19 protein-coding genes are annotated in these 19,747 nt (G+C 65.9%); 11 read left to right on the top strand and 8 right to left on the bottom strand.

Annotation, left to right across the window (positions count from 1 at the left end; genetic code table 11):
* The first annotated feature begins 6 nt into the window (after positions 1–6).
* Positions 7–1,614: a nitrilase-related carbon-nitrogen hydrolase gene (locus ACOGJC_RS08305; RefSeq protein WP_419848033.1), complete on the top strand. Its 1,608-nt coding sequence runs from the start codon at positions 7–9 to the stop codon at positions 1,612–1,614.
* Here ACOGJC_RS08305 and ACOGJC_RS08300 read toward each other — a convergent pair.
* Positions 1,604–2,437 (bottom strand): HpcH/HpaI aldolase/citrate lyase family protein, encoded by an 834-nt coding sequence (locus ACOGJC_RS08300; protein WP_419848032.1) that lies wholly within the window; start codon positions 2,435–2,437, stop codon positions 1,604–1,606. The genes ACOGJC_RS08305 and ACOGJC_RS08300 overlap by 11 nt on opposite strands.
* A 117-nt stretch (positions 2,438–2,554) precedes the next feature.
* On the opposite strand from ACOGJC_RS08300, the gene ACOGJC_RS08295 reads away from it, so the two are divergent.
* From ACOGJC_RS08295 to ACOGJC_RS08280, 4 genes are read left to right on the top strand one after another with little or no spacing between them, the layout of a single operon-like run.
* Positions 2,555–3,367 (top strand): oxidoreductase, encoded by an 813-nt coding sequence (locus ACOGJC_RS08295; RefSeq protein ID WP_419848031.1) that lies wholly within the window; start codon positions 2,555–2,557, stop codon positions 3,365–3,367.
* 53 nt (positions 3,368–3,420) lie between these two features.
* On the top strand, positions 3,421–4,560 hold the full coding sequence (locus ACOGJC_RS08290; protein ID WP_419848030.1) for a Rieske 2Fe-2S domain-containing protein: 1,140 nt from the start codon (positions 3,421–3,423) through the stop codon (positions 4,558–4,560).
* Positions 4,557–5,291: a hypothetical protein gene (locus ACOGJC_RS08285; protein ID WP_419848029.1), complete on the top strand. Its 735-nt coding sequence runs from the start codon at positions 4,557–4,559 to the stop codon at positions 5,289–5,291. Before ACOGJC_RS08290 ends, ACOGJC_RS08285 begins: the two co-directional genes overlap by 4 nt.
* Positions 5,292–5,301: 10 nt before the next feature.
* Positions 5,302–6,243: a hypothetical protein gene (locus ACOGJC_RS08280; protein ID WP_419848028.1), complete on the top strand. Its 942-nt coding sequence runs from the start codon at positions 5,302–5,304 to the stop codon at positions 6,241–6,243.
* A gap of 13 nt (positions 6,244–6,256) precedes the next feature.
* Here the strand turns inward: ACOGJC_RS08280 and ACOGJC_RS08275 are convergent, their stop codons facing one another.
* From ACOGJC_RS08275 to ACOGJC_RS08260, 4 genes are read right to left on the bottom strand one after another with little or no spacing between them, the layout of a single operon-like run.
* Positions 6,257–6,916 (bottom strand): hypothetical protein, encoded by a 660-nt coding sequence (locus ACOGJC_RS08275; RefSeq protein WP_419848027.1) that lies wholly within the window; start codon positions 6,914–6,916, stop codon positions 6,257–6,259.
* Entirely contained in the window at positions 6,913–7,815 is a 903-nt protein-coding gene (locus tag ACOGJC_RS08270) for a hypothetical protein (RefSeq protein WP_419848026.1), read from the bottom strand. Before ACOGJC_RS08270 ends, ACOGJC_RS08275 begins: the two co-directional genes overlap by 4 nt.
* Positions 7,812–8,630: a DUF3891 family protein gene (locus ACOGJC_RS08265; RefSeq protein ID WP_419848025.1), complete on the bottom strand. Its 819-nt coding sequence runs from the start codon at positions 8,628–8,630 to the stop codon at positions 7,812–7,814. Before ACOGJC_RS08265 ends, ACOGJC_RS08270 begins: the two co-directional genes overlap by 4 nt.
* Positions 8,627–9,082, bottom strand: coding sequence for a hypothetical protein (locus tag ACOGJC_RS08260; protein ID WP_419848024.1), 456 nt, complete (start codon positions 9,080–9,082; stop codon positions 8,627–8,629). The genes ACOGJC_RS08265 and ACOGJC_RS08260 overlap by 4 nt, the downstream gene beginning before the upstream one ends.
* Before the next feature lie 80 nt (positions 9,083–9,162).
* On the opposite strand from ACOGJC_RS08260, the gene ACOGJC_RS08255 reads away from it, so the two are divergent.
* The 6 genes from ACOGJC_RS08255 to ACOGJC_RS08230 all read left to right on the top strand — a co-directional run bounded on the left by ACOGJC_RS08255 (position 9,163) and on the right by ACOGJC_RS08230 (position 13,536).
* Positions 9,163–10,122: an alpha/beta hydrolase gene (locus tag ACOGJC_RS08255; protein ID WP_419848023.1), complete on the top strand. Its 960-nt coding sequence runs from the start codon at positions 9,163–9,165 to the stop codon at positions 10,120–10,122.
* A gap of 19 nt (positions 10,123–10,141) precedes the next feature.
* Positions 10,142–10,948 carry an SDR family NAD(P)-dependent oxidoreductase gene (locus tag ACOGJC_RS08250; protein WP_419848022.1) on the top strand — a complete coding sequence of 269 codons (807 nt, stop codon included), beginning with the start codon at positions 10,142–10,144 and terminating at the stop codon, positions 10,946–10,948.
* Positions 10,949–11,024: 76 nt separating this feature from the next.
* Positions 11,025–11,654 carry a type IV toxin-antitoxin system AbiEi family antitoxin domain-containing protein gene (locus ACOGJC_RS08245; protein ID WP_419848021.1) on the top strand — a complete coding sequence of 210 codons (630 nt, stop codon included), beginning with the start codon at positions 11,025–11,027 and terminating at the stop codon, positions 11,652–11,654.
* Positions 11,654–12,601: a nucleotidyl transferase AbiEii/AbiGii toxin family protein gene (locus ACOGJC_RS08240; RefSeq protein ID WP_419848020.1), complete on the top strand. Its 948-nt coding sequence runs from the start codon at positions 11,654–11,656 to the stop codon at positions 12,599–12,601. The genes ACOGJC_RS08245 and ACOGJC_RS08240 overlap by 1 nt, the downstream gene beginning before the upstream one ends.
* Positions 12,602–12,761: 160 nt before the next feature.
* Complete coding sequence (locus tag ACOGJC_RS08235) at positions 12,762–12,896, top strand: hypothetical protein (protein WP_419848019.1); 135 nt, start codon at positions 12,762–12,764, stop codon at positions 12,894–12,896.
* Between the two features lie 472 nt (positions 12,897–13,368).
* Positions 13,369–13,536, top strand: coding sequence for a hypothetical protein (locus tag ACOGJC_RS08230; RefSeq protein WP_419848018.1), 168 nt, complete (start codon positions 13,369–13,371; stop codon positions 13,534–13,536).
* A gap of 21 nt (positions 13,537–13,557) precedes the next feature.
* Here ACOGJC_RS08230 and ACOGJC_RS08225 read toward each other — a convergent pair whose 3' ends face one another.
* The 3 genes from ACOGJC_RS08225 to ACOGJC_RS08215 all read right to left on the bottom strand — a co-directional run bounded on the left by ACOGJC_RS08225 (position 13,558) and on the right by ACOGJC_RS08215 (position 19,747).
* Positions 13,558–14,757: an ATP-binding protein gene (locus ACOGJC_RS08225; protein ID WP_419848017.1), complete on the bottom strand. Its 1,200-nt coding sequence runs from the start codon at positions 14,755–14,757 to the stop codon at positions 13,558–13,560.
* 227 nt (positions 14,758–14,984) lie between these two features.
* Positions 14,985–17,753 (bottom strand): ABC transporter permease subunit, encoded by a 2,769-nt coding sequence (locus ACOGJC_RS08220; protein ID WP_419848016.1) that lies wholly within the window; start codon positions 17,751–17,753, stop codon positions 14,985–14,987.
* Complete coding sequence (locus ACOGJC_RS08215) at positions 17,753–19,747, bottom strand: ATP-binding cassette domain-containing protein (RefSeq protein ID WP_419848015.1); 1,995 nt, start codon at positions 19,745–19,747, stop codon at positions 17,753–17,755. The genes ACOGJC_RS08220 and ACOGJC_RS08215 overlap by 1 nt, the downstream gene beginning before the upstream one ends.

Genomic DNA, 19,747 nt, shown 5'->3' with positions numbered 1-19,747 from the left:
TGGCCAGTGACGGACCAGGTTCGAGTGGCTGCGGTGCAGTTCGCCACCGGCACCGACCTCGACGAGAACCTGGCCACCTGTCTGCGGATGCTCGACGCGGCCGCCGCCGAAGGGGCCGAGCTGGTAGTAATGCCCGAGTTCTGCAACCACCTTTCCGTGTACGACGACCAGGACCACTGCCGCTCGGTGACGGTGTCGCTCGACGGCCCCTGGCTAGGAGCGCTGGCCCGGCGATCCGCCGAGCACAGCGTCTACACCTCGTTGACAGTGACCGTGCCCCGGGAGGGCGACCGGGTAACCGCCACCAATGTGCTGATCGATCCCCGAGGGGAGCTGGCCGCTACGGCCGACAAGCAGATGCTGATGGGCAACGAACGGGCCCACTTGAGCGCGGGCGCAGAGGTAAGTCCAGTGGCGAACACCGCATTCGGCCCGGTGGGCGTGTACTCGTGCATGGACGGGGTGACCTTCGAGGTGCCGCGCACGTTCGCCGTGCGGGGCGCCCGCCTGTTGTTGAATAGCCTCAACTCGTTTGCCCTCGACGAGGCCAGGCTCCACATCCCAGTGCGGGCAGTGGAGAACGGGGTGTTCGTGGTGGCCGCCAACAAGGTCGGTCCGCTGCTGCCCGCCGAACAGGTGCCGGTGTTCAGTCAAGCACTGGGCGTGCCCCCTGAAGCATTGAATGGCGCGGGGGAGAGCCAGATCGTGGCCCCCGACGGCACGGTGTTGGCTATGGCCCCCCGTACCGGAGAAGCAGTGGTCGTGGCCGATTTGGATCTGTCCCGGGTTGAGCCGGATCGGCTGCGAGGGCGCCGACCAGAGGTGTACGGCCCGCTAGCCCAATCCCAAACCTCCCATCCCGTCAGCGACCTGGAATCCGAGGTGGTCGCTGGATGCATTCCCAGCGCCCAGTCATCTCCCGAGCTGGTCGCCGAGGCGATCAGCGCCGGAGCCTCCCTGGTGGTGCTGCCCGAGCTGACGCCGCCGCCACCGAGCATCCCTCCCGGCGTGCTGGTGGTGACTACTGCCCTGCGGGACAACCAGCATCTCGGCCAGGTGTTGTCGGCCGATGGCGTTGTCCACGAACAAGCGCAGATCCACCACTGCGACCGCCACCCCGGCGCCACCCGGTCGGGCACCGAGATGAGCTTGTACCCGACGCCGTTAGGCGACTTGGCCGTGATCGTGGGGGACGATCACCGCTACCCCGAGACCTTCCGACTGGCCGCCATCGCCGGAGCCCATTTGGTCGCGGTGTGCTGGCAGCCCGAGCACCGTTGGGAATGCGATCTGGCGCTGGTAGAGCGAGCCGCCGAGAACCGGATCAGCGTGGCTGCGTGCGGACCCCCAGGGCCACTTGCGCCCACCACGCTTCTCGACCCCCCAGCCGATTCGCTGTGGAACCCCAACCGATCAAGCCCCTACAACGGCACCATCAACACCCCAGTCAGCCAGCGGGCCGAACCCGACGACGAGTTGCTGATCGGCAAGCTGCACCCCGGCCGGGCAGTGAACCGAGAAGTGTCCAAGGACACCGACCTAGTGGGCGGCCGCCCGTGGAGAGCCTCCGCGGCACTTACCGCACCGCTGGCCCAGGCTACGGCTACGGGTTGACCGGGCTATCCGACGGCACCCGGGCGAGTACCGCCCGGGCCCAGCGCATTACCGCCGCGTCGATGAACTCTCCGTCGAGCACCGCCACTCCCCGACCCTCGGCCGCTGCCTCCTCGAAGGCGGCCACTACCGCCTCAGCCCGGGCGATTTCGTCATCGGAGGGGGTGAAGGCCGCGTTCACCGCGGCCACCTGCTTGGGGTGGATCACCGATCGGCCGCCGAAACCGTGGCGGCGAAGCGACTCGCTGGTAGCGGCCAGCCCCGCGTCATCGTCGAGGTTGGTGAACACCGGCCCGCAGGGCGCTTCCAGCCCCTTGCCCACCGACGCCACCACCACCCGAGTGCGGATCGGCCACATCTCCAGGGCGTCGGGCGACGGCTGCATGCCCATGTCGGCGGCCAGGTCGGCCTCGCCCAAAGCCAGGCGCACCACTTCGGGCACCGCGGCGATCTCGTAGATCTCAGCCACCCCCACTGCCGACTCGATGAGCGCGGTCACCGGGCAGCCGCCGAAGTCCACCGAGCAGGCCGCGGCATCGGCTTTGGGCACGACCACCCCGGCAAACCCCACGCCGTCGGAAACCAGCGACCGCACCAACTCGGCGTCCTCGTCCACCAAGTCGGGGCGATTGTTGATCCGCACCCAGGCCGGCACCCCGGGACTGGCCCGGAGCCACTGGCCCACCGCCTCCCGAGCGGTGGACTTTGCCGTTTCGGCCACCGCGTCCTCGAGATCGCAGATGATGGCGTCAGCCCCCGAGGCCAGCGCCTTGTCAAAGCGGTCGGGGCGATCTCCGGGGACATAAAGCGTGGTGCGGCTCATCGAATTCTCGGCTCCTCGCGGTTGGTTGACACTGGTTTGGCCTGGCCCTACTGTCAGACTAACGAAACGTTGTTCCGCTTACCGGAACAGTGTGCCGCTGACGAGACCGGAGCACCAATGCGCGAGACGCTGAAGGGCGTCCAAGACATCTTCGACGAACGGGGCCCGACGAACGCAACGCCCACGTTCAACCGACTGTGGTCGATCACCGAAGAGCTCATGGCCAAGATTGAAGCCCGCTTCGAGCTGACCCGCGATCCCAGCACCGAGGACTTGGAGTCGTACCGGGGCGAAGCCGAGTTCCCCGCCGGGCGGCTGGCCGGCTACACCGGCCCGGAGATGGACTGGCTGATCCACTCGTGGATCGGCAACCCGCCGCTGGGGTTCACCAACATGCACGTCACCGCCTGGCTCGGTCCTCACATCGATGTGCCCCACCTGGGCATCGCCTGGGGAACGCTTCCCGACCTCTGGTTCTACATCGACTACAACCCCCGATCCGATCTCATGCTCGACACCGATTCGCTCGACAAGTACTGGGGTCCGCTCAACGAGGAGTTCTTGGAGCTGCGGGCCGACGAGGGGCTGGCCCCGTTCACCTCCCGGGCCCTGTACGTGCGCCAAGCGCTGAGCGAGGTGGCCGTCTGCTTCACCACTCCGGGACAAACCTACGACGAGGGTCGGCTCAACCAGGTGAGCGAGCTGGCTCACCGGCGGGTCGACCAGTGGCTGGCGTGGGTGGACGAGGCCGACGCCGTGCCGCTGGAGCGCCGGGAGCAGCTGGCTGCCGACGACCTGACCCGGCGGCGTAACATCGCCGAGAGAGACCCGGCCAACGTCATGGGTGTGCGCTTCTTCGGGGAGGAGATGACCGACCGTCTGGTGCGGGCCCTGTGGGGCGGCGACCGGGTTTTGCCCCGACCCGGCTGAAGGGGAGCTGGCATGTTGATCGGCAACTCACACCGACTGGAGAGGACAACGTCATGTTGATCAAGAACCAGTGGTACGCCGTGGAATTCGGGCAGTGGGTGACCGACCAGCCGGCGCTGGCCCGGGTCCACGGCCACGATCTGGTGCTGTGGCGCAGCCCCAATGGCACGGTCAACGCCCAGTCCGACCTGTGCGTGCACCGGGGCGGCTCTCTGGCCGGCGGCACGGTGGTGGGCGATTGCGTGCAGTGCCCCTATCACGGCTGGCGCTACGGAGCCGACGGGGCCTGTGTGGAGATACCAGCTAACCGGGCGGACCTGCCCATCCCCCGCAAGGCCCGGATCGACACCTACCCCTGTATCGAGCGCTACGGCTTCGTGTGGGTGTTCCTGGGCGATCTGGCCCCCGAGGATCGGCCTCCGGTGCCCGAGTTGGATGGGCTTGAGGAGCACACCGAAGCCAGGGCCGAGGGATACCGGGCGATCATCGGCGAGTTCACCTGGCAGGCCAACTACGACCGGGTGCTGGAGAACGCGGTGGACATTGCCCACACCCCCTTCGTGCATTCCGGTTCGTTCGGCAACAAAGAACAGCCCGAGATCCAAGACTTCGACCTCGACGAAACCCGTGTCAACGGCCACCTGGCGTCGGTCACCGCCACCGTGGAGCTCGAACCGCCCCGTCCGTCGGGTATGTGGCGGTTCATCTCCAAGAAGGACCGCCCGCCGGTGAGCACCTCCACCGGGTTCTACCCGCCCAACGTGTCGATGCTCATCGTGCGGCTGCCCATGGGCGAGATCCGCATCTTCACCGCCGCGGTGCCTCGCGACGAGCACGTCACCGTCTCCAAGTTCTGCATGCTGCGCACGTTCTTCACCGGGGGCTGGGCCGACAAGAACTCCTACGACCGCACCATCAAGATCTTCTTGGAAGACCAGCCCACCGTTGAGGGCCAGCGACCGGAGCTGCTGCCGTTCGACCTGTCCGCCGAGCTCCACGTGAAGTCCGACTCCATCCAACTGGCCTACCGCCGCTGGCGCCAAGAGCAGATCGACAAGGGCTGGGGACTGGAGACTCCGTCGGATGAGGAAGCCATGCGGGCCGCGGCGGTGATTCCCTCGCCGGGGCGCACCGGCGACCCCGAGCTGGCCAACGCCTGGGTGTTCCCGGTTGTCGGGGAGGACCGATCATGAGCCTGTCGGCAGATCTCTGCCTCGGCACAGTGGAGGCCATCGCTAACCGACTGGAGCTGGAGGAGACCGTTCATACCTCGCTGGCCTCGGCCATGGACGGATCGCCGGTGGGCGCCCATCGGGTGCTGGCCCGTAACGGGGTAGCGGAACTGGTGTACGTGGGAATGACCGTGGAGGCCTTCGGGCTCGACAGCCACATGTGCTTCGCCTTCACCTCGGCGGCCAGCCCGGTGCCCCACTTCACGGTGGACTCGGTGCTGGCCGGACCCCATTACGCCTTCCACTTGGATCTGATCCCCCGGCTAGACCCGGGCGCCAACCTGGCCTACATCGACCATTGCTATGGCCCCCTCACCGAAGTCCACGACGAGACCATGCAGATCGAAGGGCTCACCCCCGCCCACTTGTCCCCTCGCCAATGGCAGCTCATGTCGGCGTGGATGCTGGCCCATCGGGCCGACGAGGACGGGTTCCGGGCCGTGTTCGGCGCAGTGGCGGCCTACCGCGACCACTGGCTGGGATTGGTGGAAGCCGGTGTGCCAGACGAGGCCACCGGCGGCGCCACCGCCGAGCAGTTGGCCGATCGCGACGCCCGCAACAGGGCCGCCATCTTCAACCCAGAGGTCGACCCGGTGTGGGCCCGAGTCGACCAACTGCTCGGCCCCGAGACGAGCGCCGACATCCAGGCCAGCCTGAAGACCGCGGCCCGCACCCCATCCACCCTGCAATGAACGGATCCCCATGAGCGAATCCCAAGCCTCCGAGTGGCAGCAGCGCATCACCGGCGAGTGGTACGGCCTGCCGTCGGTGTTCGACGCCGAGGGCAACCACACCGGATTCAACAAGGTCAGCCGGGCCAGCGTGTTCGCCGACGGCAAGGTCACCTACTGGATGCAGTGCAACTTCATGAACACCGGCCCGCTGCGCAACCGGTTCGAGATCAGGGACTTCGAGTTCGGCGTGGATGATCGGGGCAACGACCGCATCTACCAGGGCCCCGACTTCTACGGGGCCGGCCACCCCTACGGCTCATTGGTTGACTCGCACTATTACGCCCCGGGTTGGCGGGCCGACCTCAACACCATGAACCAGATCCTCCCCGACGGGGTGACCCAGGTGTACTCGTCGCTGCTCTACGAGGGTCCCACCATCTTCTCGGTCTTCAACGGTGTCTACCTGAACGCCCACGACTACGACACCAATCCCGATACCAAGGCGTGGATCGACGCCCACATCGAGGCCGAGCGGGAGATGGCCGCCTGGCCCCACACCGTGCCCGACCGCATCGGAGGCGAATGGACGGGGGAGTGCGAGGTGTTCGGGGCCGACCAGCAGCGCCGGGGCACCGTGAACGTGCGCTGGCGCCACGATCCCATCGACCTGGTGCGCGCCACCCACACCCTGGAGCTCTCCGGGGATCTCGACTACTCCCACACCTTCATCCGCACCCGCTCCCACGGCAACCGCTACACCTACGACGGCCCCGACCTGTGGGGCAACGCCATCGCCTACGGCCGAGCCCTCTACACCTCCCAGCACCACGTCAGCGAGCCCTTCAAAGTCAAAGGCCGAGAGTTCATCATCGACCGCGACTACACCCTGGCCGTCGCCTGGAAGCTCTACGACGGCGACCGCATGACCGACATAGTCTTCGGCCCCCTCACCTACACCTCCGACGCCTAAGCGCCGCCGACCCTTAGCCCACGGTCACCGACACCGAGCGGCCTTTATCGTCCACGTCTTCGGTGATCTGGATGCCGGTGACTCCGATGGGGTCGCGCATGGCCCAGAGGCGGCGGCGGCGTGTGGGCGAGGGGCGGTCGGCAGCTACCAGCATGGGGCCGGCGGTTCGCTGGAGGGGCCAGTGGTCGTTGGGCTTGGGGGCGGGGGCTGACAAGTCGAGGCGGGGTTCTACGCCGGAGGCTTCGGGGACGGCTACGCCGACGATGTCGGCTACTGAGCGTCCGGCTAGGGAGAAGAAGCCGCCGGTGAGCTGGCGGTCGGGGGCGACCAGGACGCTGTAGGACTCGAACTCGTAGCCGAAGCGGGGCCAGAGTCCTCGGCCGGTGAGGGCGCCGGGCTGCCACACGGTGCCGACGCCCACTACATCGGGGCCGAGATATCGGCGCTGGTCGCCGGCCACCTCCAGGTCGAACACCCACTCGCCGGCGAAGGCGGCCATGGGGTGGTCGGCTAGTTCGGGGGAGGGGTGGCACTGCTGGGTCACCCGCAGCCGGTTCTCTGCGGCTGGCTCGACTATCCGGCGCTGGGCCACTTCGCCCCGGAAGGTGCCGTCGGGGTCGTAGACGTACTCGTTGATCAACCAGTCGCCGCTGAAGCGGTCCTTCTCAGTCATGCCGGTTCGAAGGCCAATGCCCCGTAGGCTGCTCCGAGGCGCTGCTCGCCCCGATACCAGATGTGGAGAACCGCCTTGGTGGAGCCATCGCGCGATACCACCTCGCGTCGCCACACCCGGAGCCCTCGGCTGTGGAGGTGGAGATGTCCGCTGAAGCCCCGGCCGCCGCTGAGGCTGCCGCTGCCCATCAGATCGCCTTTTGGGGTCCACGCCGTCCAGCCGTCAGACAACAGGGTAAACGACAGGCCGGGGGAGTAGTCCGCCCCCGAAAGCTCCACTTCCCACGAGTCGTCCTGGGCAACGACCGTTTCGGTGTAGTCAGCCGGTCCGGTGGGCGTGCCGTCGGCGTCGAGGCGGTGCAGTCGGCCCGACCATCGGCCAGGACGCAGCAACAGCAGCTCGCCTCGGCCGGCGGTGGGGTCATCACGCAAAGCCTGCGGGTCCATCGGCACCACCGGGGGCGGCTCGGGGTCGGAAGGGTCCACCTGCCGCTGGTATTCCCCCACCACGGTCCAGCGGAGCTGGTCGCCCCGACTGAGCAGGGCCAGAGAGAGCTGGTGGGTACCGTCGGGCAGCACCATAAGGAAGATGCGCTGCGACAGCCCCAGGTCGGGCCAGTAGTTGTGGGCGGCCACCAGGCCGTCGCCCATCGCCTCGGCATAGCCGATGTTGAGGGGCCCTTCGTAGGTGCGGTGCGAGCCGTGGTCGGCGATGGTGTAGACCCCCGACAGGGAGAACGGCCCGTCGAACTCGACCTCTACCGTCACCCGACCAGCTTGGTCGTCGGCCTTCACTGATCGGGTGTCGCGCCCCATCCCGGCAAAGCGGCCTTCGGCGTCGTAGACCTCAGCCGCGCCGATCCACTCGCCGACTCCTTGGGAAAACGACCCCTTGCTCACATTCGGACCAGGCGAACCGTCTGTGTCGCCACTGGCGTGGCGGCCAGCACCGCGCCGAGGTCGGTACCGGGAGGCTGGGGAGCGAGATACCGGCCTTCGGTGGCCAGCTCAAGCCCGTCTTCGCCAAACGGGTAGGGATCCAACCCGTATTCCCCGCCAGGACGCTCGACTACCGAGATGGTCACGTCGTCGCCCACTGCCCGGGGCACGTTGAGGAAGTCTGAGGGGCCCCGCTCTCCTTCAGGAGCCAGGTGAAAGTACAGGGAGAAGGTGTCGAAGAACTGGAGCTGCTTGTAGGCGTGGAACAGATAGTCGTCGCTGGCGTGGTCGGGATCGTCGGCGGCCAACTGCTCCTTCAGGCGGCGCTGGCGGCTCTCCTCATTGCCCAGCATGGCGTCGACCTCGGGGCGCAGCTCGTTGGGGATCATGTCCAAGAAGATCTTGTCGCTCAACCCGTACCGTCCCCGGTACAGGCCGTAGGTGTGCATCGACGAGATGATGCCGCTGAACGGGTGATGAGCCTCGTTGAACGTTGGCGATCCCGCTGATGTGTTCACAATCTGGGGCAGCGGCGTGGCCGTCAGATTGTAGGGAAGGCCGGTGTCGGGGTTCTGGGGGGCCTGGGCGTCGAGGTCGGCCCAGCCCTGGTCGTGGTGGTCGACGATGAACTGCATCGGCTCGGCCGGTTCGAGCCCGGCGAAGTCGTCGTTGCCGAAATTTGCGGCCAGCGACCCGGCGAAGGCGGTGTGCTGGTGCATGGCGATCACGAAATGGGGGGCGCTGGCGTCGCCTCCGGGGGCGCTCTGGACGATCATGGCCGCTGCACCCGGGTGAAGTCCTGAATCTGGAACAGGTTGGTGGCGCCGTCGCGCACCTTGTGGGTGATGATGCGACGGGTGTCGGGGTCTAGGAAGTAGTGGTTGTTGTAGACGATGTTGTTGCTCACCCGGCTGTCGATGGTGAAGACGTAGTTGTACGGGGTGAGCTCGGCCCCCTCGAGGCTGAGCTGGTCGCTGTCGGCAAAGCACCGCTTGCCGTCGACTTGGATCGGGGTGTCGAAGATGGTCTCGCCCACGCCGTAGAGGTTCTCGAAATGCTCGTGGAGGTGCCAGGTGTTGTCGTCCAGCCAGTACACGTCCATGTGTACGGCGCTGGATTCGAGGAAATCGCCGTGGGGGGTGAAGCTCTTGCACAACCCCTCCCAGTGGCCCATAAAGCACTGATACGGCCGAGGCGAGGCCGGGCCGTAGTTTCTGGTGTCGCTCACCTTGGGAATCGTAGAGTGTGCTGGAAGTTGATGAAACCGTGTTCCTCTGAGCGAAACAATGCTGCGGCAAAGAGCGCCGCATGATCGTCCGAGGGCTGCACTTCTCCTTTGGCGCCGACGGAGATGCCGCGCTGGGAACGCTGTTCTACCCCGGTGACGACCGCCGTCTCGACGAGGCCCGCCTGACCGGGCAAGTCCCGGCCGACGCCGCCGATGCCCCGTGGCCGATCGTCGTCGTGCTGCCGGGCATCAACGTGGCCCCCGACAGCTACCGGTGGCTGGCCCATCGTCTGGTGGCCGACGGACTGTGCGTGGTGACCTATGCGGCCATCGGTTCGCTGGGACCGGCGGGGCGAGGCATCACCCCCGGTCTCGACCTGGCCGCTTTGGCCCCTGACACCATCGGCACCCGGCCCTCCTCCACCGCACTTGGACCGCTGCTCGCCTGCCTGGCTGAATTGGCCGCCGACGAGCAATGTCCGGTGGCCGGGCACCTGGACTTGGTCCGAGTCGTCGTGGGGGGCCATTCGGCCGGGGGCACGACGGCGCTGCACAATAGCGATCCGTCCTGGGTGCCGGGCTTGCAGGCGGTGTTCGCCTACGCCGCCCACACCATGGTGGCCACGGCCCTGGGGCATGGCGAGGCCGCCGTCGCGCCCATTCCGGCCAAAGTGTCGATGCTGCTGCTGGGCGGCGCCGACGACGGGGTCATCGCCGCCAGCCGCGACCGCTACCGCACCGACGACGGCACCCACGACCCCGTCCGGCGGACCTTTGCCGAGGCCATTCATAGGCAGCAGGGAGATTCCTGGCTGGTGGAGCTGTCCGGCGCCGGACATTTCGCTATCTGCGATCCAGTGGACACCACTAGCGGCCGCTCCTTCCTGGAGCCCGAATCCGCGACCGCCGACCCAGCCGTCCAAGAACTGCTCGGCAACCTCATCGCCGCGTTCATTGCCGCCAGCCTGGGTCGCCCCAGTCGGGCCAATATGGAGCAGTTGGTCGAACAGCCATCGGTCAGTCACTGGGATCGACGTTGAGCAATAGGAGGAGCACAAAGTGACCAAGCGCATCGTCATCACCGGGAGCACCAGGGGGATCGGCAACGGGTTGGCCCGCGAGTTCCTCAAGCGCCAATGCCAAGTGGCGGTTAGCGGTCGGTCGGCAGGCCAGGTGGAGGAAGTCATGGCCGAGTTGGGCCAGTACTACGGGGAATCCAAGGTGTGCGGCGCGGCCTGTGACATCACCGATCCCCAACAGCTCCAGGGGCTGTGGGACCGCACCGTCAATGCCTTCGGCGGGGTTGACGTGTGGATCAACAACGCGGGCGTCAGCATCGCCCGCCAGCCGCTGTGGGAGCAGCCCGACAGCGACCTGGCTGCCCTGGTCAACACCAACCTCACCGGCGCGCTGCTGGCCAGCAAGACGGCCATCGCCAACATGGTGGGCCAGGGCCACGGCCAGGTGTGGAACACCGAGGGATTCGGTTCCGACGGCGCCACCCAGTCGGGTATGGCGGCCTACGGGGCCACCAAGCGAGCGGTGCGCTATCTGCAAAAGGCCCTGCGCAAGGACACCGCCGACACTCCGGTGCAGATATGCACCGTGTCGCCGGGCATCGTGGTGACCGACCTGTTGACCGGCGACTACGACCTCACCTCGGAGCAGTGGGAGAAGTCGAAGAAGATCTTCAACATTCTGGGCGACCACGTCCACACCGTCACCCCCTGGCTGGCCGACCACATCCTGGCCGCCGACAAGTCGGGCGCTCGGGTGGTGTGGCTAACCCGACGCAAGGCCTTCGCCCGGTTCATGACGGCTTCGTTCCGCCGGCGCGACCTCTTCGCTGACATCGAAGGGGCTTGAACCAGCCCAACGTAGGAGGCATCTCTTGAAAAACGTGCTGTATTTGTAGCACCTAGCTGCTATATTGTCAGCACAAATGCGAATCAACAGCCATCTCAACGTTCTTCGTCACCTGGATGAGATTCCAATGGCGCAACATGGCTACTTCACCAGTGCCCAAGCAGCCAAGAAGGGGATCAAAAACTATGAGCTGGCCAGAGCCGTGTCCTACGGGCACATTCACCGGCTCGACTACGGGGTGTATCGAGTAGCTGGCGCTGGTGTGGACCCGCACCAGGAACTTCGCGTTGCCTGGTTGCGTCTTGCCCCGGCCCTCACACCCCGCCAGCGCACTCGCAAGCCCTCACTCTGGGTGTCCCATGAATCAGCAGCCTCTGTGCTCGGTCTCGGTGTGTTCTCCGCTGAGCTGCCAGAGTTTATCTCGACACGGCGCATCCAGACCCGAGTCAAGGTCCGTGTGCGAGTGCGACGCAGGGGTCTCAATCATCACGAATGGCTTGTACGGGATGGCTTCGCAGTGACCTCTCCAGCACGAACCCTCGCCGATTTAGCCCAAGCCAACCATGATGGCGGCCATCTCGGGCGTTTCGCTGCCGATGCCATCGCCACCGGATTGGCTACTCGGGACGAACTCCAAATCGTGCTAGGCAGGCACCACGATCTTGGGGTACTCCTCGAACTGGCGGACAAGTCAGGAGAGCCATAATGCCTCGGGAGTCTCATTCCTCAAATCAAGCAGAAGCAGGCGCGGCAACTTCAAAGCCTAAACTCGTCTTTCGCTACAAGACGGCCACAGCATTCCAGAATGCCATCAAGGCCAAAATAGCCAACGCCGCAGCTAGTTCTCCTCACTCGATCGCCGAACTCAGGCGGCAATTTGCCTACGATCGACTTCTCGCTCGGGTATTCATTAGCGACCCGGAAAGCTGGGTGCTCAAAGGTGCCGCTGGACTACTTGCCCGGATCCCGACCCGAGCCCGCCACAGTATGGATGTCGATCTCTATTTCCAAGGATCGGTTGAAGCCATCGTCGAGGGTCTAGTCGAGGCTGCTGAGGTCGACTTGGGCGATTACTTCACATTCGACATTGAGCTAGCTCACAAGATCGCCGGACACAATTCCGGCATCCAAGTCAAAATCACTGCCTACATCGGTGATGTCATGTTCGTGGGCTTTCGCGTCGACACGGTCATCGCCACGAACATGACCGGCACGCCTGAATCGGTTCCCGCCCTTTGCCCCATAAACGTCGATGGGCTGCGCACCAGCGTCTACCGCACATATCCGGTGGTCGATCACATAGCTGACAAGCACGCCGCCATGATTGCCACGTATGGAGATGGTGTTCCCAGCACCCGCTACCGCGATCTAGTAGACCTCGTGCTCATTGCCGCAACCCAGAGCATCAATGCCAAGGCGCTTCACAACGCACTGATGAGCGAATACCAACATCGCAACCTCTGTCCGCCGGCCGAAGTGACGCTGCCCTCCCCTGATTGGGTCGATGGCTATGCTGCCGCTGCCCGCCAAGCACCCAACTTCGCCTACCCCACGGCTCAGGCTGGTCTCAAAATAGTCAAAGCCATGCTCGATCCCATCCTCGCTGGCCGCACATCAGGCGAATGGAATCCCCGAACTCTTGAGTGGGTCTAAATACAGCAGACGCGGTCTGGTGCCCGGGAGTCCATGCGTCAACGTCGACTCCTTCGGATCGGTAGTCAGCGTTTGTAGCCAAAGCAGGTCCTTCCATCGAAGGGGCCACTTGGAAGTCCTCGGTTAGAGTTGCCAGGACTTGTCAGGAGTACCGCAACCCATGAGCACCCCCAACCAGGCCGAATCAGAGCATGTCGCCAATCTTGCGCTGGCCACTTCCGAAGTCCTTTTCAAATTCTCAGTCGAGTTGATGTGGGCTATCCACTACTTTGAAGAAGAACTGGGTGACACCTAAGAGCACGATGCCTACAACGACATGCTGCTCACATCCATGAGACTGCTCAGCGATTTCGCTGTCATTGCAGGCAGTTCTTATTCAGCAGCTCGCCATGGGCTGCTTCTGGAGCATCTCAAAAAGTCCCGCAACCGACAAGATGCGGCACTCATGCTGCGACCGGGGCTTGATACGAACAGACAAATGCTGGAGGTGACAACAGGCCCCGCTTACATGAGATTCGTCAGTGCGTTGCCCGGTGTCGATCCTGATGTGATTGCCGGCAACAAGCCGCGGAGGGACTTCCCGCCGCCTAGGAGTCGCTAGGTTTGCCCTGCACAACGAAGCGAGTCAGCTACACCAACCTCCTGAAAACCGATTGACGCAGAAGCCCCTGGCTTAGGGCCGGGGACTCGGCATTCTGACCCAACAGACAGAGAACTACGACCTCACGTCTGAGCAGTGGGAGAAGTCGAAGAAGATCTTCAACATCTTGGGCGACCACGTCCACACCGTCACCCCCTGGCTGGCCGACCACATCCTGGCCGCCGACAAGTCGGGCGCCCGGGTGGTGTGGCTCACCCGGCGCAAGGCCTTCGCCCGGTTCATGACCGCTTCGTTCCGCCGGCGCGACCTCTTCACCAGCGTAGAAGCCACCTGAACCAACCTGCGGCGGGTGCCGTCAGGTCCACAGGCGGTCTACAGGCAGGGTCACGATGCGGTCGGTTGGCCGTGACGGGTATTTGCCCATATGGAGCATGGCGCCGGCGGCGAAGCGGTCCCCCAAGGCGTCGCGGAGGGTTCGCAAGCCGCTGAGGTGCTTGTTGTTGACGGCACCGGCCTTGACCTCGATGGCGACCACTGTTCCGTCTCGTCGCTCGACCACCACGTCCACGTCCACCCCGTCATGGGTGCGCCAGTGGCCTATGGCGGCGATGTCGTCCATCCACGATGCCTGCTTGATGATCTCGCCTGCTACGAAGGTCTCCAGCAGATGGCCGAACTGCTCTCGATGAGTGGGGTTGTGCGACGACAGCTTGGTGTCGGATAGTCCCATCGTGTGGGCGGCCAATCCGGGGTCGACCGCATGCAGTTTGGGCCGCGCCGTGGCTCGCGCTCTCAGCGTGGTTCCCCAGGCGGGCAGTCGATGTACGAGGTATACCGCTTCGAGGAGTTTGGTGTAGCCCTCAGCGGTGCTGGGGCTCATGTTGGCGGCCTGTGCGACTTTGGCCACGTTGAGCACTTGGCCGGTCTGGGCCATCAGGTGGCCGAAGAGCCTCGGCAGCGCCTCGCGCTGGCGGATGTTGGCCAACGCTCGAACGTCGCGCTCGAGGGTGAGCTCCACATAGTTGTCGAACCAGCGGCCGCGCGCCGCGCCGGTCTGCTGTCGCGCCAAGGGGAGGCCGCCGCTGACGATTCGCCGGATGTATTCCTCCCGAGTGGTCGTAGACCAGGTGGTGGCGACCGCGCTTTCGGGGTCTTTGAACAGGGTCTCCAGCAGGCCTTCGCGATAGCCCTCGATCTCCCCCTGAGAGAATGGGTACACAGAGAGGCGGTACAGCCGGCCGGTGAGAGCCTCTGCCATCTCGGGTAGGGCCTCATGGCGGGTGGAGCCGGTGATGACGAACTGCCCCGATGATCCGTCGCGGTTCAGCTCTGCTTTGATCGCGCTCAACAGATCGGGAACGTGCTGGTACTCGTCGATGAACACCGGCCGGGGTCCCTGCGCGAACAGGGACGGGTCATCGGCCACGGCGGTCCGGGTGGCGGGATCGTCGAGATCGATGATGTCGGCCCCAGCAGCGGCTGCGAGCGAACGCAGGAGGGTGGATTTTCCCACTGATCGGGGCCCCAGCAGTGCCACCACTGGTATCTCCCCCATTCTTTGGGCTGCGATCTCCTCGATTCGGCGGCGAATAAACGGCAACAAACACCTCCAAATTCATTGCATAATACCAGGCAAGAAATGTTCCTGGGAAATCCGAGGGTATTTTCTCGGGGAATCGGAGCATAAAATCTTGGGAAATCCGAGGGTATTTTCTCGGGGAATCGGAGCATAAAATCTTGGGAATTCCGAGGGATGGAAGGGCGCGGGCCTTCGCGATCTGTTTACTGACGTGGAGGGGGCGTGATCGATCCGCTCCTGGCAATGGCAGTGGGGTCGCCTCCCAGATAGCTCTGCACCACCGCGGGATCGGCCTGCACCTCGGCGGGGGTTCCCTCGGCGATCACCGCCCCCACCTCTAGGGCGATGAGGCGGTCGCACACCGAGGTCAGCAGCGGCATGTCGTGTTCGATCACCACCAGGGTGATGCCGTAGGCCTGGCGGATTTGGGCGATCACCGTCCCCAACGCCTCGGTCTCCGCCTGGGCGATGCCGGCTGACGGCTCGTCCATGAGCAGCAGGCGGGGGCGCAGGGCCACATTGGCGGCCAACTCCACCAGACGCCGGGTGCCGGTGGACAGCAGGCTGACCGGCTGATCGGCCAACCGGTTCAGGCCGAACATGGCCAGCGTGTCCGAGGTGTGGTCTTCGAGTTCCCGCTCAGTGCGCGAGCCGCCGACCACGAAGCCGTGCTGGTGAGCTCGCTGGTTGGCCAGGAAGACGATGTCGCGGGGGGTCATGGTGGGAAACAGCGGGGCGTTCTGGAAGGAGCGCACCAAACCCCGGCGGCTGCGGGCTTCCGGGGTCAGTCCGGTGACATCGGCGCCCTCGAACAACACCGTGCCCGCGTGGGGGCGCAGATATCCGCTGACCAGCTCGAACACTGTCGTCTTGCCGGCACCGTTGGGCCCGATGAGCCCAAGCGTCTCGCCTTCGGCGACGGTGAACGACACGTCGTCCACCGCCACCAAGTCGCCGAAGCTGCGGGTGAGGCCCTTTACTTCCAGCACCGTCCCGCCGGATCTTGTGGGCGGGGCTGATTCTGCGGGCACTACCGAAGCTGCGTCAGCCTCGTGCTCGGCCTCCTCTTCTCGGGCTGCGACCGGGTCGACACCTCGCAGTCGAGCAATCTGATCGATCAAATTGCGCCGAGTGGTTTCCAGCAGCCCGTGGAAGCCCCGAGGCTGTTCCAGGATCAAGATCAGCCAGGCGGCATTCAACCCGGCCAAGGCCGAGAGCTCCAGGTCGAAGAACTCCCGGATGCCGATCAGATAGGCCGCCCCAAGCAGGGGACCGGTCAATTCCGAGAGGCCGCCGATGACGGCCAGCGAGACCACGTTGATGCTGTCGCTGGGGGTGAAGATGCTACGGGTGACGAAGGTGTTGCTCATGGCCAGAATCACGCCGCCCACTCCGGCGACGAACCCGGCGAAGGCGTAGGCCTGCAACAGCAGGCGCCGAGGGGCGATCTGCAACACCCGGGCGGCGGCCTCGTTGTCGCGCACCGCCACCAGCGAGCGCCCGAACGAGGATCGGCGCAATACGTGGGCGACGGCCAGTACGCCGGCGAACACCGCCAGCGCCACAAAGTAGAAGGCCCGTGAGGTGGTGAGTTCGATTCCGAGCACGCTGGCCGGACGCGACGACAGGCCGGCGCCGAACGCCCAGTCTTGGCGGAGCAGCCAGCTGAAGGTGGCCAGGGCAAAGGCCAGCGTGGCGATGGCCAGCAGCAGGCCCCGCACCCGCAGGGCGGGCAGCCCCACTGCGGCCGACGCCGCCGCACCGACCGCTCCGCCGCACAGCAGGCCCAGCAGCAGGCTGCCGGTGTCGACGGCCACCCGAACACCGGCCACCGCGCCGATGGCGGCGAAGGCAACCTGGCCCAGCGACAGTTGGCCGGCCAGGCCGGTCAGGAAGCTCACCGAGATGCCGATGGTGGCGAAGGCAACGATGGTGGACAGCACGAACGCCGAGCGGTTGCTGATTCCTAGGGGTATCAGCGCGGCGGCCACGGCGGCGACGCCCCCCACAACCCAGCCCAGGTTCCGGATCAACCAGATGTCGCGGTACGAGTCGGGCAGGCGGCGGCTGGGCGACAGGCTCGACCAGCGCTCCGAAAGCTCTCGGCCCACGCGCACTTGCATGGCCACCCCCACCAGGATGAGCAGGAACAGGGCCACCTCGAACCAGCCGGTTGCCTCGGGATTAGAGGCCAGGATCTGCTCGACCAGTCCGATTCCCAGCCCGGCGAGGAGCGCGACGGGAAGGTTGGCGAATCGGGCCAGGGCCGCCACCGCGAGGCCGCGGATGATGAAGTCGGGGCCGAGGGCGTCGGCAGTGACCGTCGATTGGTTGGGGATGATGAGCATGGCCGCGAAGGCAGCGATGCCTCCGGCCAGCGCCCACGACAGCATGGCCATGTGCCGGGGATCCACTCCGGCCAATGTGGCCGAGTCGGGGTTGGCCGCCGCCCCCCGGATGGCGAGGCCGAATCGGCTCCGCTGAAGGAACAGGTAGAGCCCCCCGACCACCACCGGCGACAGGCACAACAGCGCGGTGGCCGACGGCGACACGAAGACGGTGAGGTCGAATTGGGGGAATCCCGGTGGCTGGGGGAAGTTGCCCCCGCCCAGGCCCCCCTTGGAGAACGACAGCGACAGCAGCAGCAGGGCCTCGGCCGCCCCCAGGGTGGCGACCATTGACAGCACCTTGGGTGCGGCGGCCAGCTTTCGAACCACAAACGACTCGATCCCGGCCGCGATCAGCGCCGCCACGATCAGCGCGCCGACAAAGCCCAACCAGTAGGGCACCCCGTAGTCCTTGACCACCACTGACATCATCGAAGCGGCCACCAAGCCGATGGAGCCATGGGCGAAGTTGATGAAGCCGCTGGATCGATAGGCCAGTACCAGCCCGATACCCAGCAGGGCGTAGCCCAAGCCGAAGATGGTTCCCAGCAGCAACAGCGGACCGGAGACGTCGAACGAGCCCATCACTGCGCTCCGATTTCGCCGCCCTCGTGGCGGAGAGCCTGGGCCAGGCCTTCGAGGTAAGCGGCCTGCAACAGGTCGGGTCGGGAACGGAGCTCCTCCGCGGGGCCCGAATAGCCGATCTCGCCCTTCTCCATCACATAGGCGTGGTCGGCAACCGACAGCGCGATGTTCACCGACTGCTCCACCAGAAGCACCGCGGCGCCCTGCTCGGCGATGCGGCGCACTACCGGCAGCAGGTCGGCGATCACCGTCGGGGCCAAGCCCAGCGAGAACTCGTCGATCAGCAGTAGGCGGGGTGGAGCGATGATGGCCTTGGCCAACGAGAGCATCTGCTTCTCGCCGCCCGACAGGGTGGCCGCCCGCTGGCTCGACCGCTCGGCCAAGCGGGGAAAGAGGCCGTAGGCCTCAGCAATTCCCTGGTCGCGCTGAGTTCGGCCGACCCCGTGGCCGAAGAGGCTGAGGTTGTCGGCCACGGTGAGGGGGCCGACCACGGCCTCGCCTCCGACGATCTGGTGCAACCCCATGCCGACCCGCCAGGTGGGACGGGTCTTGGTGATATCCAGCCCGGCGTACACGATGCGACCGCCGATGGTGGGCTCAAGGCCGGAGATGGCCCGCAACAGCGTGGTCTTCCCGGCGCCGTTGGTGCCCAACAAGGCGACCACCGCGCCCTCTTCCACTTGGAGGTCCACTTTGAAGAGCACCTGAACCGATCCGTAGGCCACCGACACCTGTTCGACCGATAGCAGCGGCGAATGGGAGTCGGCGTCATAGACCCTCCGGGGCACGGTGGTGGCCTGGGCTCTCGCCACCGCGGTCTCTGAATCGCGCGCTGGGGCGGCAAACCGACGAATGGCCCAGCCCGCCACCAACAAGGGCAAGCCCAGCCATCCGATCTTCCACTGATCCGACCACCCCCCGATCACATGGGCGTTGACCAGCGCGCCAGCCAACCCGCCCGCGCCGACCCAGAACACCTGGCGGGCGGACACTGCTCGTCGAACCGCGGGGGCCAGAGAAGGGAACACCGCGGCGTCCAGCCCGGCGGCGGCCATGGCGATTGCCCCGCCCGCGAACAACCAGCACACCACCAGACCGATGTAGGTGAACGACAGGCCGCCCAGGAATATCAGCGCGCCGGCGATCAGCAATTGGGTGCCGATGGCATCTGATCGGCGGCTGCCCCCGAGTCGGTGCAGCCGGTGATACCACGGGCCGAACAGGCTGATGAGTGCGGCCGCCCCCGACCCGACGGCCAGCACCGCGGCATTTTGCGCCGCGCTGCGCTGCCATTCCCCCAGCAGGAGCGATTGGGCGGCGTCGGCGCCGCCGATCACCACCGCTCCCACCGCGAAGGCCGCCCCGTAGGACCGCCGAGCCCAGGGCACATCCAGGCGGGCAACGGTCACCTCGACTTCTTGGTCCTCGTCGTGGGCCAAGGCGTGACGGCCCACCAACAGCGCGCTCACCAGCGCCAGCGCGGCGCTGATCCACAGCATTGTGTCGTAGCCAACCGGGCTGAAAATGCGAACCAGCAGCGGCCACGACGCGCCGGTGGCCACCGCAGCCCAATACCACGACATGGTGCGGAACCGATCGGCGGGGCGGACATCGGTGGCCAAGAGAACCCGGTGGGTCACAAGACCGGCGGCCGCGCCCACCGCCAGCAGCACCCCACCGACGGTGAACAGGGTCAGCTCGATCGTCCAAGCCATCAGCCCCAGCCCCACCGCGGCCACCAGCCCGCCGAGCATTAGCAGCATTCCGGCGGGGAGCTTGTCGCGCAACCGGGGAACGAGCAGCGCGGTCACCACCGCCACTGCGCCCAACAGCGCAGCTTCTCCGGTTAGCGCCCCCAGCCGGTCGAGGCGCTCAGCGATCTCTGCTCGCCGGAAGAGCAGAATCGGCAGCGGCGAGGCCAAGGCCGCCCCCTGCCAGGAAACCGCGGCTAAGAGGCGGGGGTTGCCCGGTCGCCCCTCAGGCTCTTTGACCAT

The sequence above is a fragment of the Candidatus Poriferisocius sp. genome (assembly GCF_965204015.1).
GTDB lineage: Bacteria > Actinomycetota > Acidimicrobiia > Acidimicrobiales > Bin134 > Poriferisocius.
Note: the sequence above shows the minus strand (reverse complement) of the source record. Positions and strands in the feature narration are given on the sequence as shown.